Annotated in this window: 14 protein-coding genes; 1 reads left to right on the top strand and 13 read right to left on the bottom strand. The window is 47.0% G+C overall.

Annotation, left to right across the window (positions count from 1 at the left end):
* Positions 1-5 precede the first annotated feature (5 nt).
* From AC8GFU_RS01555 to AC8GFU_RS01520, 8 genes are all read right to left on the bottom strand, one after another.
* Positions 6-1307 carry a thymidine phosphorylase gene (locus tag AC8GFU_RS01555; protein ID WP_506626750.1) on the bottom strand — a complete coding sequence of 434 codons (1302 nt, stop codon included), beginning with the start codon at positions 1305-1307 and terminating at the stop codon, positions 6-8.
* A complete protein-coding gene (locus tag AC8GFU_RS01550; protein ID WP_506626749.1) occupies positions 1308-1709 on the bottom strand; it encodes a cytidine deaminase in 402 nt (133 codons plus the stop codon).
* A complete protein-coding gene (locus AC8GFU_RS01545; RefSeq protein WP_506626748.1) occupies positions 1706-2941 on the bottom strand; it encodes an ABC transporter permease in 1236 nt (411 codons plus the stop codon). The genes AC8GFU_RS01550 and AC8GFU_RS01545 overlap by 4 nt, the downstream gene beginning before the upstream one ends.
* On the bottom strand, positions 2938-4041 hold the full coding sequence (locus tag AC8GFU_RS01540; RefSeq protein WP_506626747.1) for an ABC transporter permease: 1104 nt from the start codon (positions 4039-4041) through the stop codon (positions 2938-2940). The genes AC8GFU_RS01545 and AC8GFU_RS01540 overlap by 4 nt, the downstream gene beginning before the upstream one ends.
* Complete coding sequence (locus AC8GFU_RS01535; protein WP_506626746.1) at positions 4038-5543, bottom strand: ABC transporter ATP-binding protein; 1506 nt, start codon at positions 5541-5543, stop codon at positions 4038-4040. The genes AC8GFU_RS01540 and AC8GFU_RS01535 overlap by 4 nt, the downstream gene beginning before the upstream one ends.
* Before the next feature lie 105 nt (positions 5544-5648).
* Positions 5649-6701 (bottom strand): BMP family lipoprotein, encoded by a 1053-nt coding sequence (locus tag AC8GFU_RS01530; protein ID WP_506626745.1) that lies wholly within the window; start codon positions 6699-6701, stop codon positions 5649-5651.
* A gap of 182 nt (positions 6702-6883) precedes the next feature.
* Entirely contained in the window at positions 6884-7882 is a 999-nt protein-coding gene (gene trpS, locus AC8GFU_RS01525; protein WP_506626744.1) for a tryptophan--tRNA ligase, read from the bottom strand.
* A 19-nt stretch (positions 7883-7901) separates the two neighbouring features.
* Positions 7902-9197, bottom strand: a complete 1296-nt coding sequence (locus AC8GFU_RS01520) for a hemolysin family protein (RefSeq protein WP_506626743.1) — start codon at positions 9195-9197, stop codon at positions 7902-7904.
* 154 nt (positions 9198-9351) lie between these two features.
* Between AC8GFU_RS01520 and AC8GFU_RS01515 the strand changes: the two genes are divergently transcribed.
* Positions 9352-10431 (top strand): ABC transporter ATP-binding protein, encoded by a 1080-nt coding sequence (locus AC8GFU_RS01515; protein ID WP_506626742.1) that lies wholly within the window; start codon positions 9352-9354, stop codon positions 10429-10431.
* Between the two features lie 54 nt (positions 10432-10485).
* Here the strand turns inward: AC8GFU_RS01515 and AC8GFU_RS01510 are convergent, their stop codons facing one another.
* The 5 genes from AC8GFU_RS01510 to AC8GFU_RS01490 are packed head-to-tail and all read right to left on the bottom strand — an operon-like array spanning position 10486 to position 14483.
* On the bottom strand, positions 10486-11172 hold the full coding sequence (locus AC8GFU_RS01510) for a Type 1 glutamine amidotransferase-like domain-containing protein (protein ID WP_506626741.1): 687 nt from the start codon (positions 11170-11172) through the stop codon (positions 10486-10488).
* Between the two features lie 22 nt (positions 11173-11194).
* Positions 11195-12409, bottom strand: a complete 1215-nt coding sequence (locus tag AC8GFU_RS01505) for an NADP-dependent isocitrate dehydrogenase (protein WP_506626740.1) — start codon at positions 12407-12409, stop codon at positions 11195-11197.
* 27 nt (positions 12410-12436) lie between these two features.
* Complete coding sequence (mdh, locus tag AC8GFU_RS01500; RefSeq protein WP_506626739.1) at positions 12437-13387, bottom strand: malate dehydrogenase; 951 nt, start codon at positions 13385-13387, stop codon at positions 12437-12439.
* 38 nt (positions 13388-13425) lie between these two features.
* Positions 13426-13653, bottom strand: a complete 228-nt coding sequence (locus AC8GFU_RS01495; RefSeq protein ID WP_506626738.1) for a hypothetical protein — start codon at positions 13651-13653, stop codon at positions 13426-13428.
* Positions 13644-14483 (bottom strand): bifunctional methylenetetrahydrofolate dehydrogenase/methenyltetrahydrofolate cyclohydrolase, encoded by an 840-nt coding sequence (locus AC8GFU_RS01490; RefSeq protein ID WP_506626737.1) that lies wholly within the window; start codon positions 14481-14483, stop codon positions 13644-13646. The genes AC8GFU_RS01495 and AC8GFU_RS01490 overlap by 10 nt, the downstream gene beginning before the upstream one ends.
* Positions 14484-14485 lie beyond the last annotated feature (2 nt).

Here is a 14485-nt window from a genome sequence, read left to right as displayed (position 1 = left end):
GCCCCTTAATCGGTGATTCGCTCTAGAACTAATGGCAGACGATCAATTCCGCCGGCAGGAACATCACCGATGGTCACAGAGCCCTCTAGCGACTCCAAAGCCCGCGTAAAGGCCGCTGGAGTGTCTGTGTGGAGCGTATAAAGGGGTGATCCCGCGCTTACAACCTCACCTGGCTTAGCATGAATTTCGATACCAGCACCTGCCTGAACAGCCTCACCCTGACGAGAACGGCCAGCACCTAAACGCCAAGCAGCCATTCCGACCTTCATCGCATCCATGGAAAGAATCGTTCCGCTGCTCTGTGCGGTGACAACAGTGTTTTCTTTAGCAACCGGAAGTTTTGCATCTGGATCTCCACCTTGCAGCGAGATCATTTGACGCCATACATCCATGGCTTTTCCATTTTTCAATGCGGCAGCAGGATCTGCATCCTTAATTCCAACTAGCTCTAACATTTCGCGAGCAAGCAGCACAGTTAATTCAACGATATCTGATGGTCCCCCACCGGCAAGTACTTCGACAGATTCGCGAACTTCTAGTGCATTACCTGCTGTTAATCCCAACGGAACATCCATTGCTGTAACTAAGGCAACGGTATTTACACCGGCACGCTTTCCAAGTCCAACCATTACATGTGCAAGCTCTTTTGCTTTTTCCGGATCACTCATAAATGCACCCGCGCCTGTTTTAACATCAAGTACAAGTGCACTTGTTCCTTCGGCGATTTTCTTGCTCATGATTGATGATGCAATAAGTGGAATTGCTTCGACCGTTGCTGTTACATCGCGAAGCGCGTACAACTTTTTATCCGCTGGAGCTAAACCAGCACCCGCTGCACAGATAACTGCGCCGCAATCTTGTAGAACCTTTAACATCTCTTCATTTGAAAGTGATGCGCGCCAACCCGGAATTGATTCCAACTTATCAAGAGTTCCACCAGTATGGCCAAGTCCACGTCCTGATAATTGTGGAATCGCTGCACCACATGCAGCAACTAGTGGTGCAAGTGGCAAAGTAATTTTGTCGCCAACTCCACCTGTTGAATGCTTATCAACAGTTGGTCGAGTTAGCGCAGACCAATTCATGCGCTCACCGCTTTTGATCATGGCATCTGTCCAACGTGAGATCTCGCGGTTTTCCATGCCATTCAGCAAGATCGCCATAAGCAGCGCAGACATTTGCTCATCTGCAACAGCTCCACGTGTATACGCATCAATAACCCAGTCGATCTGTGGATCGGTTAATGCATGGTGATCACGCTTTGCTGCAATTACCTCTGCAGCGGAAAAGGCTTCTAGCTGAGTCATTTATCGCTCGTTGCGATCAAGATCATCCGGACCAAAGGCCCAAGGCAGCATGGCTGACATCTTCTGTGGGCCGTCATCTGTCATAAGCAACGCTTCTGGGCCACCGTGTTCAAATAACAGTTGGCGACAACGACCGCATGGTGCCAAGTAATTTCCTTGTCCATCAACACATACGATCGCAATTAAACGACCGCCACCTGTTGAAATCAAATTTGAAACTAATCCACATTCAGCACAAAGTCCCACACCATAACTAGCGTTTTCTACATTACAGCCTGTTGCGATACGACCATCACTGACAAGGGCTGCAACTCCAACTGGAAACTTTGAATACGGCGCATATGCCATCTTCATCGCACCAATTGCGGATTGATGAATTGATTCCCAATTAATTGTTGTCATCGCAATCCGCCGCGACGATATGGCATTCCATCTGCAGCTGGCATTCGCAATCGCTGCGAAGCTAGAGACATTACAAGCAAGGTTGCGATGTATGGAGTCATTGATACTAACTGTCCTGGAAGCTCATCAACTGCAAAGTAGAACCACAACAAACCTGATGCCATAACAAAGCTAATTGCCGAACTAAGCATCTTGCCCTTCTTGATATCGCGATAAACGAGATACGCCAAGATGGCAACAATCAAAAGAATCAATGCATGAATTGCCTGTGAATCACGCAGTTGTAGTGCATCGGCGAAACCAAAGAGAGCCGCACCTGCAAGAACTCCGCCTGGACGGTAATTTCCGAACAACAAGGCTGCAAGACCAATGTATCCGCGACCTGCAACTTGGTTTTCTTGGTAGTGGTTTGCAGCAACGATCGCTAAGAACCCGCCACCAAGACCTGCTAAACCACCAGAGATCAAAACACCTGCGTACTTCATCGCATAGACATTCACGCCTAGTGATTCAGCTGCCACTGGTGCTTCACCAGCACTTCGCAAACGCAATCCAAATGATGTCTTCCATAAAACAAAGAATGCCAAGGGAACAAATAACATCGCTACCAAGGTGACATAGGAAAGGTTTCCAGTAATTCCTCGAATGATTCCAACCAAGTCAGAGATAAAGAACCAGTGCTTTTCAGCAATTGGAGTCAAGATATCTGGGCTCTGCCAGCCAAAGAAGTGTCCACCTGAAAGCACAGGTAAGCCATTAAGCGGAATCTCTTTGATATCTGGAGATTGAGATGGACCAGGCCATGATCCGCCCTGATACAAAATTGTTGAAAGGTAACGAACTAAACCTGCGGCCATGATGTTAATAGCAACACCAGAGACAACATGGTCAACGCCGAATGAAATTGTTGCAACTGCATGTAGCAATGCTCCAACTGCACCAAAGATGATTGCGCCTACTAAACCTAACCAAGGGCCATGTTGGGAGCCGATAAATCCGCCAGCCCATGCACCAAGAATCATCATTCCTTCAAGACCAATGTTTACAACACCTGCACGCTCAGAGAACAAACCTCCAAGACCTGCCAAAACAATTGGAACCGAAAGTAGTAAAGCAGCAGATGCGGTACCAACACTTGTTAAATCATTAGCGCCGGTAATTAAACGAATGATGGAGAGCAACAAAAGTAGGTATGTTGCATTGAGCAGAAGCTTTGTGCCTTTGTTCTTCATGCTGATACCGCCTTTGCAAGCTCTTTACTTTGTAAGGTCAATTTGAATCGACGCACCACTTCGTATGCAATAACTGAGCTGAGCAAGATGGAACCTTGCATGATCACATATGTTTCAGGTGCGATATCAATTAGCTCAAGTGCGCGAGAGCTCACTTCGAGGAAACCAAAGAGCAATGCGCTAAAGGCCATTCCTCCAGCAGAGTTTCTTCCAAGCAGTGCAACCGCGATTGCAGAGAAACCGATGCCTGATCTAAATCCCATGTTGTAGGCGTGAGTCTCGCCAAGAACTGCAGGTAAGCCTGAAAGTCCTGCGATCGCACCTGAAATAACAAGTGCGACAACTGTCATCTTCTTGGAGTTAACACCACTGACGCGAGCTGCAATTGGATTTGCACCAGATGCACGGAGTTCAAAACCGAAACGGGTGCGATTTACAACAAACCAGAAGATAAATCCAAGAGCAATGGCGATAACAAGCATTCCATTAACACTTGCGCCTTGAATTTCAGGCATTCCGAGCTTTGTCAGAAGTGGCACTAAATCAGGGAACCACGCTGTTTCTGGAAGCTCCTTAGTGGAAAGATTGTTAGAGCCTTCAGTAATAACTGCAAAGTACTTAGCAAATAGGAATGAGGTCATTCCAACTGCAAGGCTGTTCAGCATGATGGTTGAGATAACCTCATTAACACCGCGCTTTACCTTTAGATATGCAGCAATTGATGCCCACAACCCGCCGATAGTCATTGCGACAATGAAAATCGCAAGCACATGAAGTACTGGTGGCAAGGTAAACATCGCTCCGATGTATGCACTAAAGAGCGCACCTAAACGAAGCTGACCTTCAACACCAATATTGAACAATCCAGCGCGGAAGGTGACCGCGATTGCAATTGCTGCGATGTAATAAGGGGTTGCAGAGTTGACCGCCTCCATAAGAGAGCCGCCCTGAGTTCCAAACTCCCACATTGTCTTATAGGCAAGCATCGGTGATTTGTGCGATGCGAGTACAGCGATACTAGAAACTAATAATGAAACGATCGCTGCAGCTACTGGAGCAGCCAAAGCTAGTGCGATTTTTTGAAGTGATGGAAGTTTCATGCTGCACCTGTCATCGCTGAACCAAGTTGTTCGGGAGTAGTTTTCTGTGGATCAAGTTCGGCGGTGACTGCGCCGCGCAACATCACAAGTAGTCGGTCAGACATACCAATGAGCTCTTCAAGATCGGCAGAGATTAAAACAATTGCCATTCCCTTAGAACGTGCTTCGCGAAGTACTTCCCAGATCGCACCTTGTGCGCCAACATCAACGCCGCGGGTCGGATGAGATGCAACGAGCAAAGCTGGCGCCTTACTCATTTCACGACCAACAATAAACTTTTGTTGATTTCCACCAGACAATGCAGCCGCTGCTGTCATTGGACCAGGAGCGCGAACATCAAACTCCTCCATGATGCGCTTGGTATCTGTAATTGTTGCCTTCTTATCTAAAACAAAACCGCGCATCACAGGCTTGCCGCGTTGGTGACCCAAAATTCGGTTCTCCCACAATGGTGAATTCATCATTAAAGCTTGACGCTGACGATCTTCTGGAATTAAACCAATACCTAAATCATGGCGATGTGCCACAGTCATATGGTCAATTGATGAACCCTGGAACTCGATTGAGCCTGTGTAATCACGTAGCCCCATGATCGCTTCTACTAATTCAGCCTGTCCATTGCCTTCAACTCCGGCGATACCTACAACCTCGCCTGCATGAAGATTAAAGCTAATGTGCGAAATCAGGTCGCGGCTTCCTGTAGCTGTAGGGATAGAAACATCCTTGAGCGCCAAGGTAACTTCGGGACGACGAGTATCTCCATGTGTTGTTGGCTGTGGCAGTTCACTTCCAACCATTAACTCTGCCAGTTGGCGAGGGGTGACATCCTTTGCCTTTACCTCAGCCACAGTTTCGCCGGCGCGAACAACTGTTACATCATCTGCAACACGTAGTACCTCATCTAGCTTGTGCGAGATAAAGATGACCGCCATTCCCTTTGCGCGCAAACCTTGTAGCGCGCCGAAAAGATCATCCACCTCTTGCGGAACTAGTACCGCTGTTGGTTCATCAAAGATCAAAATATTTGCACCGCGGAATAAAACTTTAAGAATTTCTACACGCTGACGCTGACCGACGCCTAGCTCTTCAACCAAAATATCTGGATCGATATCTAGACCGTACGCCTTAGACATCTCCATCACCTTGTCGCGAGCAGCATTGAAATCAATAGTCATGCCATGCTTTGGCTCTGCACCCAAAATAATATTTTCTAAGACTGTGAAGTTGTCAGCCAACATAAAGTGTTGGTGAACCATTCCGATACCTAACTCAATTGCATCGTTAGGGTTCTTTAAATTAACCACTGTTCCGTTAACCAAGATCTCACCACTGTCTGGATGTTGCATTCCATACAGAATCTTCATCACAGTGGATTTACCGGCACCATTTTCGCCCACTAATGCGTGGACCGTTCCCGTTTCAACCTTCATCGAAACATCTTTATTGGCTACAACGCCCGGGAATCGCTTGGTGATGTGTCGCAGTTCAACTGCTACTGACACTTAAGTCTCCTTTGACTGAAATACAACTGACCAGTTAAAAGCCTTTGGCCCAACAAGGAGATTTAACTCCATTGTTGGGCCAAAAGCCACTTAACTAATTGGTGATTATGGCTTTGTTGGAACCTTGATCTTGCCTGACTTGATTCCAGCAGCAGCCTTATCGATTGCAGCCTTGTACTTGTTGATGTATCCACCTGAGTAAGAAACGCCAACGCCACCAAGTGCTAGGTCGTAACGACGACCGTAGATACCTGCTTCGTCGATAACGTCGTTAACAGATGAACCTGCAACTGCTGTTGCAATAACATCGTAAACAGCTGTATCTACACGCTTAATCATTGATGTAAGCATGTTCTTCTTCTCAGCAGCTGAAGCTGTTAGGTACTGATCAGAGTCAACTCCGATAGTCCAAACCTTCTTGCCAGCCTTTGCAGCATCTGTTGCAGCTGCGAAGTTACCCGCACCTGAACCACCTGCAGCTGAGTAAATTACATCTGCGCCCTTATCGATCATTCCCTTAGCAATAACCTTTGCCTTAGCTGGGTCATTGAAACCAGAGAAATCAGGGAACTCAGTTACGTACTTAACGTCAACTGTTGCCTTCTTGTTAGTTGCCTTAACACCAGCAACGAAACCTGCTTCAAACTTCTGTAGTAGAGGAATACGAACTCCACCGATGTAACCAACCTTGCCTGACTTTGAAGCAAGAGCTGCTGCTACACCTGCAAGGTATGAACCCTGCTCTTCAGCGAAGATAAGACCAGCAACGTTGAGTAGATCAACTGATGCATCATCAATGATTCCGAACTGAACGTTTGGATAATCTGATGCAACTGCCTTTAGTGGTCCTGCGTATAGGAATCCAACAGCGATGATTGGGTTGTAACCAGCCTTAGCTAGCAAACGAAGCTTGTCTTCGCGCTCTGAGTCTGTTCCCTGTGTAACTGTGATTTCCTTAGCTGTAACACCAAACTTCTTCTTTGCTGCTTCTAGACCAGCTGCTGCTGAATCGTTGAATGACTTGTCGCCACGTCCACCGATGTCATAAGCAAGGCCAACTTTTACCTTTGATGCTGCTGTTGCTGATGGTGCAACGAATGCTGTTGCAGCCAAAACAGTTGCAGCAACTACTGCTACAAGACGAAATACTTTCTTCAATTTTCCTCCAAGGATTCAAGGGGATCTTCAATAGCTGCTTTTTTAAGGCAAATACAGAAGCTTTGTGTAATCGTGAGCCTATTACTTACGCATGAATAAGTTCAACACGCCGCCGTAGATTTTGATGTCGGAGGTGTAACGTTTTGGAAAACTCTAAAGGTGGGGTTGAGGGGCAAGCCCAGTTATTTCACTAAACCCAAGTTTTTATAAGTGTTTTGAAGGGTATCTGAGGCAACAGCTCGGGCCTTGTCTGCACCTTCGTGCAGAAGATCAATGAGGTGTTTTTCATCTTCCAATAACTCAAGCGCCTTTGCGCGAATAGGGCGGAAGTATTCAACAACAACGTCAGCTACCGCACCCTTGAAATCGCCATACCCCTTTCCCTCAAACTCGCGTTCCAACTCTGCGATAGAAGTTCCAGAAAGTGATGAGTGGATTGTTAGCAGATTGCTAATGCCAGGCTTTTCTTTTTCATCAAACTTTACTTCGCGGCCAGCATCAGTTGCAGCAGACTTAATCTTCTTTGTATTTGCTTCAGGTGTATCCATCAATTCAAGAACTCCTGCAACAGATCCAGATGATTTACTCATCTTTGACGTTGGCTCTTGTAGATCATAAATCTTGGCGCCAGCCTTCAAGATATAACCTTCTGGCAATCTAAAGGTTTCGCCAAATCGTGAATTAAAACGAGTAGCAAGATCGCGAGTTAACTCGATGTGCTGACGTTGATCTTCACCAACTGGAACGTAATGCGCTTGGTACAAGAGAATGTCAGCAGCTTGCAACATTGGATAGGTAAATAGACCAACACGTGCACTATCTGCCCCGCCCTTTGCAGACTTATCTTTGAACTGAGTCATACGACTTGCCTCGCCAAAACCAGCAAGGCATTCCATGACCCAACCCAATTGATTATGTTCTGCAACATGTGATTGAACAAAGAGTGTTGATTTTTCAGGTGAGATGCCAAGTGCAATTAACTGCGCCGCAGATGCCAAGGTGCGCTTTCTAAAGAGCGCAGGTTCGATCTCGCCAGTTAAAGCGTGCAGATCCACGATGCAGTAAAAGGCATCATTTCCCTCTTGTAGCTCGACCCATTGCTTGAGCGCACCTAGATAGTTACCCAGGTGGAAGGAGTCGCTAGTTGGCTGAATGCCCGAAAGAACTCGCTTCTGTGTCATGGGCGCAATTCTTTCATAGTTACAGGGTTCGCGAGATCAATAACTGTCCAGCGCGTTTACCTTCCATGGTTAGCACGGTAATTCTGATGCCATTAACGTTCACAACATCGTGTTCACGTGGAATTCGGCCCAAGAAGTGCATCACAAATCCACTAGCTGTTTCATAAGGACCTTCGGGAATTTCAAGGCGTGTCTGTTCGATTAAATCTTCAATCGAAATCAAGCCATCTACTTCAAAATCTCCAGTTCGCTCTTCTAGCGAAACCTCATCCTGGTGCTCGTCGTACTCATCGCGAATATCGCCAATAAGCACTTCCACCAAGTCCTCGAGAGTCACAATTCCATCAGTGCCACCGTACTCATCTAAAACAATTGCAAGGTGCTGGCCCTGAACTCGCATTTCTGTCAGCGCAGGCAAAACACCCTTAGTTCCAGGCAAGTACATAATGTTGCGAACAAGTTCGACAATCTTTGTAGCCTTACTTGCAAGCGAGGTATCCAATAAATCGCGCACATGGATAAAGCCCACAACTTCATCTGAGGATCCGCGAACAACTGGGTAGCGAGAGTGAGCCTTTTCAACAGCTAACTCAATCGCTTTACCAACTGTTAGTGATGCATCCATGAAATCAACTTCGGTGCGCGGCACCATTACTTCATGCACCTGGCGCTCTGATGCGTTAAATACCTCTTCAACGATGTCACGTTCTTCAGCGGTTAATGCGGCATGGCCAGCAACAAGATCAAGCAGCTCTTCTTCTGACATCTGGCTGCGTTGTTCCTTTGGATCAACACCGAATGCACGAACAACAAAATCTGTTGACCGTGAAAGTAACCAAATGATGGGGCGGAAAATCTTTGCAACTACATCGATGATTCCAGCAGAGGCCATTGAGATCTCTTCGGTGCGAAATAGTGCAAGGCGCTTTGGAACCAGCTCGCCAAAAACTAAGGAGAAGTAGGCGATAACTAAGGTGACACCAACAATTGAAAGAGTGTTGCTCCACCCTGCAGATAGTCCGCGACCTTCAAGCCATGGGATGACATATCCGCCCAACTTTTCAGCACCTAACGCTGCAGATAAGAATCCGCAGACGGTGACGCCAACTTGGGCAGCGGCTAAGAAACGGTTGGGATTTTCAGCAAGTTTGGCAACGCGAGCGCCCCGCTTTCCGCGGCTGGCCAATTGGCGGATCTGGCTTTCACGTAAAGAGATGAGTGCGATTTCTGCAGCAACAAAAAGGGCGGCCAGCAAAATCAGGCCGGCGACGGTTGCTAGATCAGCAAATAGTGAACCTAACGAGTGAGATTCCATTATGTGAGAAGTATACGATCTCACAGACGCGGCGCGAAGCCAGATCTTCCGTAAACCACCCTTTACGCGTAATCTTCCCTCGTTGGCCAACCGGCCATCACCTTCATCCTCGGACCGTCGGGCACGTACCTGCCCGGAGAAGGAGAGCAATCTCATGGCATCAGTAGTTTTTGATGGCGCATCACGTATCTACCCAGGAACAACAGCACCTGCAGTCGACAAGTTAAATCTCACCGTTAATGATGGAGAGTTTTTAGTTCTTGTTGGTCCATCAGGTTGCGGTAAGTCAACATCACTTCGTATGTTGGCAGGACTTGAAGAGATCGATGGCGGCAGAATTTTAATTGGCGATCGCGATGTAACAAATGTTGCACCAAAGGATCGCGATATTGCGATGGTGTTCCAGTCTTACGCACTGTATCCACACATGACAGTTGCAGAGAACATGGGCTTCGCACTAAAGATCGCAGGAACTCCAAAGGAAGAGCGCGATCGTCGTGTTCTAGAAGCTGCAAAGTTGCTTGACCTTGAGCCATACCTAGAGCGCAAGCCAAAGGCTCTATCAGGTGGACAACGTCAGCGCGTTGCAATGGGTCGCGCAATTGTTCGCGAACCTCAGGTATTCCTTATGGATGAACCACTATCAAACCTTGATGCGAAGTTGCGTGTAGCAACTCGTACACAGATCGCTGCATTGCAGCGTCGTCTAGGAATTACAACTGTTTATGTAACGCACGACCAGGTTGAAGCTATGACTATGGGTGATCGCGTTGCAGTTCTTAAGGATGGCTTGCTACAGCAGGTTGATACTCCTCGTAACCTTTATGACAACCCAGCAAATGCTTTCGTTGCAGGCTTTATTGGCTCACCAGCTATGAACCTACTGATTGCACCAGTTGAGGGTGGAAAGGCAAAGCTTGGAGATCTAGCGATTGATGTTCCAGCATCTGCAGGATCATCTGTAACTGTGGGTGTTCGCCCAGAAGGCTTCACACCATCATCAAAGGGCTTCCATGTTCTTGTAGAAGTTGTTGAAGAGCTTGGTTCAGATGCATTTGTTTACGGAAAGCCAGCTGACAGCAATGTTAAGTTCGCAAACTCAACAGATGAAGGCGCACAAGTAATTGTTCGCTGGGATCCAAAGAACCCTCCAAAGCCAGGTGACACAATCACTGTTGAGGCTGTTAAGGGCTCTGTTCACTTGTTCAATGCAACAACAGGTGAGCGCGTTTAATTCATTTTAAATAAGAAAAGCCCCGCTGATTTCAGCGGGGCTTTTCTTATTCTCTTAATTCAATATTTCTAGTTCACCACGCAAGATGTGAACCTTCCCGACTCCGTATATGCGCCAGGCGTCGGTGTGAACCAGCGCTGTATTTTCATCAATCCCAATCAGCGTTGAACCAGATGTATTTTTAGTAATGAAGGATGCAACTCGATCTGGAAGCCAACCAAGCATCTTGTCGTAGTGTGGAATAACTTCGATATCTGGAAGCAGATTTAATCCTGGACTGTGATTGGATTTTCTAATTCCCATGATGGTTCCACCGAAGGCCATTGCACCTGCTGAACATCCGGCAAGTGAAGTGCCGCTTTCCCACTGAGTAATGATCGCATCCCACATCGGAGAGCCTGTATAGATTTCAGCAACGCGGTGTGGATCTCCACCCGAAAAATAAATTAAACCCGCATCTGCAACCGCATCAATGAACTGTGGGTTAAAGGCATCTTCACGTTCATGAATTGGAAGATAAATGCATTCACTTCCGATGCGATCTGATTGCGCTTGTCCTAAGCGCTTCCACTTTTCACGGCTGATATCGCCTTCATGTGAAGAAGCGGTTGGAATCTGTACAAAGGTATTTTTCTTACCTCTGGAAATAGCACGATGCAGGAGCTCAGTTTCAAGCCCCTGCATCGTTACTGAATATTCGCCAGAACCAACAAGTGCGATCGCACCAGGGCTCTGGTTCATTGCTACTTAAGCCATTGCCTTCTTAAGACATTGCTATCTTTAGATTGGCATCAATTGAGTTCAAGAACTCTTGTGTAGTTTGGTATGGCGCTTCCTTTGAGATCAGAAGTGACAAATCCTTTGTCATCTTTCCTTGCTCAACGGTTTCGATACATACACGCTCAAGAGTTGAACAGAACTTTGCAAGCTCAGCGTTGTTATCTAGCTTTGCACGGTGTGCAAGACCCTGAGTCCACGCGAAGATTGAAGCGATTGGATTTGTTGATGTTGCCTTACCTGCTTGGTGATCGCGGTAGTGACGTGTCACTGTTCCGTGAGCAGCCTCTGATTCGCAGATCTTTCCATCTGGTGTCATCAATACTGATGTCATCAAACCAAGTGAGCCGTAACCTTGTGCAACGGTGTCTGATTGAACATCGCCGTCGTAGTTCTTACATGCCCAAACGTATCCACCCTCCATGCGCAATGACATAGCAACCATGTCATCGATCAAGCGGTGCTCGTACCAAATACCTGCAGCATCAAACTGAGTCTTGAACTCGGCCTGGTAGATCTCTTCAAAGATGTCCTTGAAGCGGCCGTCGTACGCCTTAAGAATTGTGTTCTTTGTTGATAGGTACACAGGGAACTTACGAAGTAAGCCGTAGTTCAGTGATGCACGTGCAAAGTCGCGAATTGAATCATCGACGTTGTACATAGCCATTGCAACACCTGAAGATTCAAAGTTGAAAACCTCAGTATTGATTGGAGCTGAACCATCTTCAGGAACAAATGAGATTGTTAGCTTTCCTGGACCTGGAACCTTGAAATCTGTTGCGCGGTACTGATCACCAAATGCGTGACGACCGATAACGATTGGCTTAGTCCAGTGTGGAACCAAACGTGGAACATTGCTGATGATGATTGGCTCGCGGAAGATCACGCCACCAAGAATGTTGCGGATTGTTCCGTTTGGAGACTTCCACATCTTCTTTAGGCCGAACTCTTCAACACGTGCCTCATCTGGAGTAATGGTTGCGCACTTGATACCAACGCCATGCTTTTGGATTGCGCGTGCTGAATCAATAGTTACCTGATCATCAGTTGCATCGCGGTTTTCCATACCCAAGTCGTAGTACTCGAGGTTCACATCTAGGTAAGGCAGGATCAATGAATCCTTGATGAACTGCCACATGATGCGTGTCATTTCATCGCCATCGAGTTCGACGACAGTGCCTGTTACTTTGATCTTGCTCATTGTTTCCTCTTTCCTAGAGTGCTCTGATTAGAGAGTTTGAACATCTGCTTGTTTTGCACGAACCGCTTCAGCTGCTTCCTTTAGGGCTGCAACTTCAGTGTCAGTCAAAGTGCCTTCAACTACCTTCTTTACGCCGGTGCGACCGATCTCAGCTTCAACGCCGAGGTACACACCTGAAATTCCATACTCGCCATCAACCCATGCACACACAGGCATAACCGCACCTGAATCTTCAATAACAGCCTTTGCCATTCGCGCAGCTGCTGCTGATGGTGCGTAGTAAGCAGAACCTGTCTTTAGCAATGCAACAACTTCTGCTCCACCATTGCGTGTGCGATCAACAAGATCAGCAATCTCTTCTTGTGAAAGAAGATCACTGAGTGGCTTGCCATCAACTGTGCAACGACTTGGCACTGGAACCATTGTGTCTCCGTGTGAACCAAGGGTTAATGTCTTTACAGCTGCAACCTTTACTCCAAGCTTTTCAGCTACAAAGTTTGTGAAGCGGGCTGTGTCCAACATTCCAGCTTGGCCCATTACGCGATTCTTTGGAAAGTTTGTTGCAATCTGAGCAAGCGCAGTCATTTCATCAAGTGGGTTTGAAACCACGATGATCACAGCGTTTGGAGAATGCTTTGCAATATTTTCTGCAACACCACGAACGATTCCTGCATTGACGCCGATCAAGTCCATGCGACTCATACCTGGCTTGCGAGGTAATCCTGCAGTAATGACAACTACATCTGAGTTAGCGGTTGCCTCATATCCAGCTCCTTCAGCGGTTGTTGTTGCACCGATGATCTTTGTTTCAAAACCTTCAATTGAACGTGATTGGTTCATATCTAAAGCCAAACCTTCTGGCTTTCCTTCGACAATATCTGTCAAAACAACGGTATCGAAAACATCATATTCAGCTAAGCGAAGAGCTGTTGTTGAACCGTAGAAACCTGCACCAACTACTGTGACTTTGCCACCCATAGTGACTCCATTCATGCGTATTTGCGAATAGGTGAACTCTATCGTCCGCGAGGAAGTGCAATCGCCAGCGCAAAAAGGGCTATTGCGATTGCAAGCGGAAGATAAAACTCAATGCTGCGGAATTTGCGAGATTTGAGTGCAATCCCTGCGGTGCCCACGGCGATAAAAAGTGATCCACCTCGCACAACGCCTGAGGCGCCTAAGACGACCCCAATTACCACCGCTGCATAACTGACCAAGGTCAGCAGGCGATCATTTAGCTGCATGCATCAACCACATTGGTTAATAACATCGCACGAGTCATTGGGCCAACTCCCCCAGGCATCGGTGCAACATAAGAAGCCTTTTCAAATACGCCAGGGCAAACATCTCCTTGAAGACCTTCAGGTGTTCGTGAAATTCCAACATCAATTACGACAGCACCCTCTTTAATCATCTCGGCTTTTAGGAAATGTGCCTGTCCAATCGCTGCAACGATGATGTCTGCATTTTTTGTATGTGCAGTTAAATCCTTTGTGCCGGTATGTGTCAATGTAACGGTGGCATTTTCTTGTTTGCGAGTAAGCAACAATCCAAGTGGGCGACCAACTGTTAGCCCGCGACCGATAACAGTTACCTCTGCACCTTTTGTTGAAATTTTGTAGTGATCTAGCAATGCAACGATTCCACGAGGAGTACATGGCAGTGGTGCGTCATAGCCAGAAACTAAGCGACCAAGGTTCATTGGATGCAATCCATCAGCATCTTTATTTGGATCAATCGCTTCAAGAATACGTTGAGTGTTAATTCCTTTTGGTAACGGAAGTTGCACGATATATCCCGTGCACTCGGGTGCAGAGTTGAGATCTGCAATTGCTGCCAAAATATCTTTTTCAGTTGCACTTTCCGGGAGATCGACACGGATTGAATTGATTCCTACCTCTTGGCAATCACGATGCTTTCCTCCCACATAAGAATGTGAACCTGGGTCATCGCCAACTAAAACAGTTCCAAGCCCCGGAGTAACTCCCTTTGCCTTGAGCGCAACAACACGAGTTGCTAACTCAGCTTTAATCGCTGAAGCAAGTGCCTTGCCATCGAGAATCTGTGCGCTCATGA

The organism is Planktophila warneckei (SeqCode) (assembly GCF_965234675.1).
GTDB lineage: Bacteria > Actinomycetota > Actinomycetes > Nanopelagicales > Nanopelagicaceae > Planktophila > Planktophila warneckei.
The sequence above is the reverse complement of the archived record's forward strand: the minus strand, read 5'-3'. Positions and strand labels throughout refer to the sequence as shown.

Bases quoted from the DNA above. Each gene is read 5' to 3' on its own strand.
- AC8GFU_RS01555 (WP_506626750.1), bottom strand. From the start codon at position 1,307: ATGACTCAGCTAGAAGCCTTTTCCGCTGCAGAGGTAATTGCAGCAAAG.
- AC8GFU_RS01550 (WP_506626749.1), bottom strand. From the start codon at position 1,709: ATGACAACAATTAATTGGGAATCAATTCATCAATCCGCAATTGGTGCG.
- AC8GFU_RS01545 (WP_506626748.1), bottom strand. From the start codon at position 2,941: ATGAAGAACAAAGGCACAAAGCTTCTGCTCAATGCAACATACCTACTT.
- AC8GFU_RS01540 (WP_506626747.1), bottom strand. From the start codon at position 4,041: ATGAAACTTCCATCACTTCAAAAAATCGCACTAGCTTTGGCTGCTCCA.
- trpS (WP_506626744.1), bottom strand. From the start codon at position 7,882: ATGACACAGAAGCGAGTTCTTTCGGGCATTCAGCCAACTAGCGACTCC.
- AC8GFU_RS01520 (WP_506626743.1), bottom strand. From the start codon at position 9,197: ATGGAATCTCACTCGTTAGGTTCACTATTTGCTGATCTAGCAACCGTC.
- AC8GFU_RS01515 (WP_506626742.1), top strand. From the start codon at position 9,352: ATGGCATCAGTAGTTTTTGATGGCGCATCACGTATCTACCCAGGAACA.
- AC8GFU_RS01510 (WP_506626741.1), bottom strand. From the start codon at position 11,172: ATGAACCAGAGCCCTGGTGCGATCGCACTTGTTGGTTCTGGCGAATAT.
- AC8GFU_RS01505 (WP_506626740.1), bottom strand. From the start codon at position 12,409: ATGAGCAAGATCAAAGTAACAGGCACTGTCGTCGAACTCGATGGCGAT.
- mdh (WP_506626739.1), bottom strand. From the start codon at position 13,387: ATGGGTGGCAAAGTCACAGTAGTTGGTGCAGGTTTCTACGGTTCAACA.
- AC8GFU_RS01495 (WP_506626738.1), bottom strand. From the start codon at position 13,653: ATGCAGCTAAATGATCGCCTGCTGACCTTGGTCAGTTATGCAGCGGTG.
- AC8GFU_RS01490 (WP_506626737.1), bottom strand. From the start codon at position 14,483: ATGAGCGCACAGATTCTCGATGGCAAGGCACTTGCTTCAGCGATTAAA.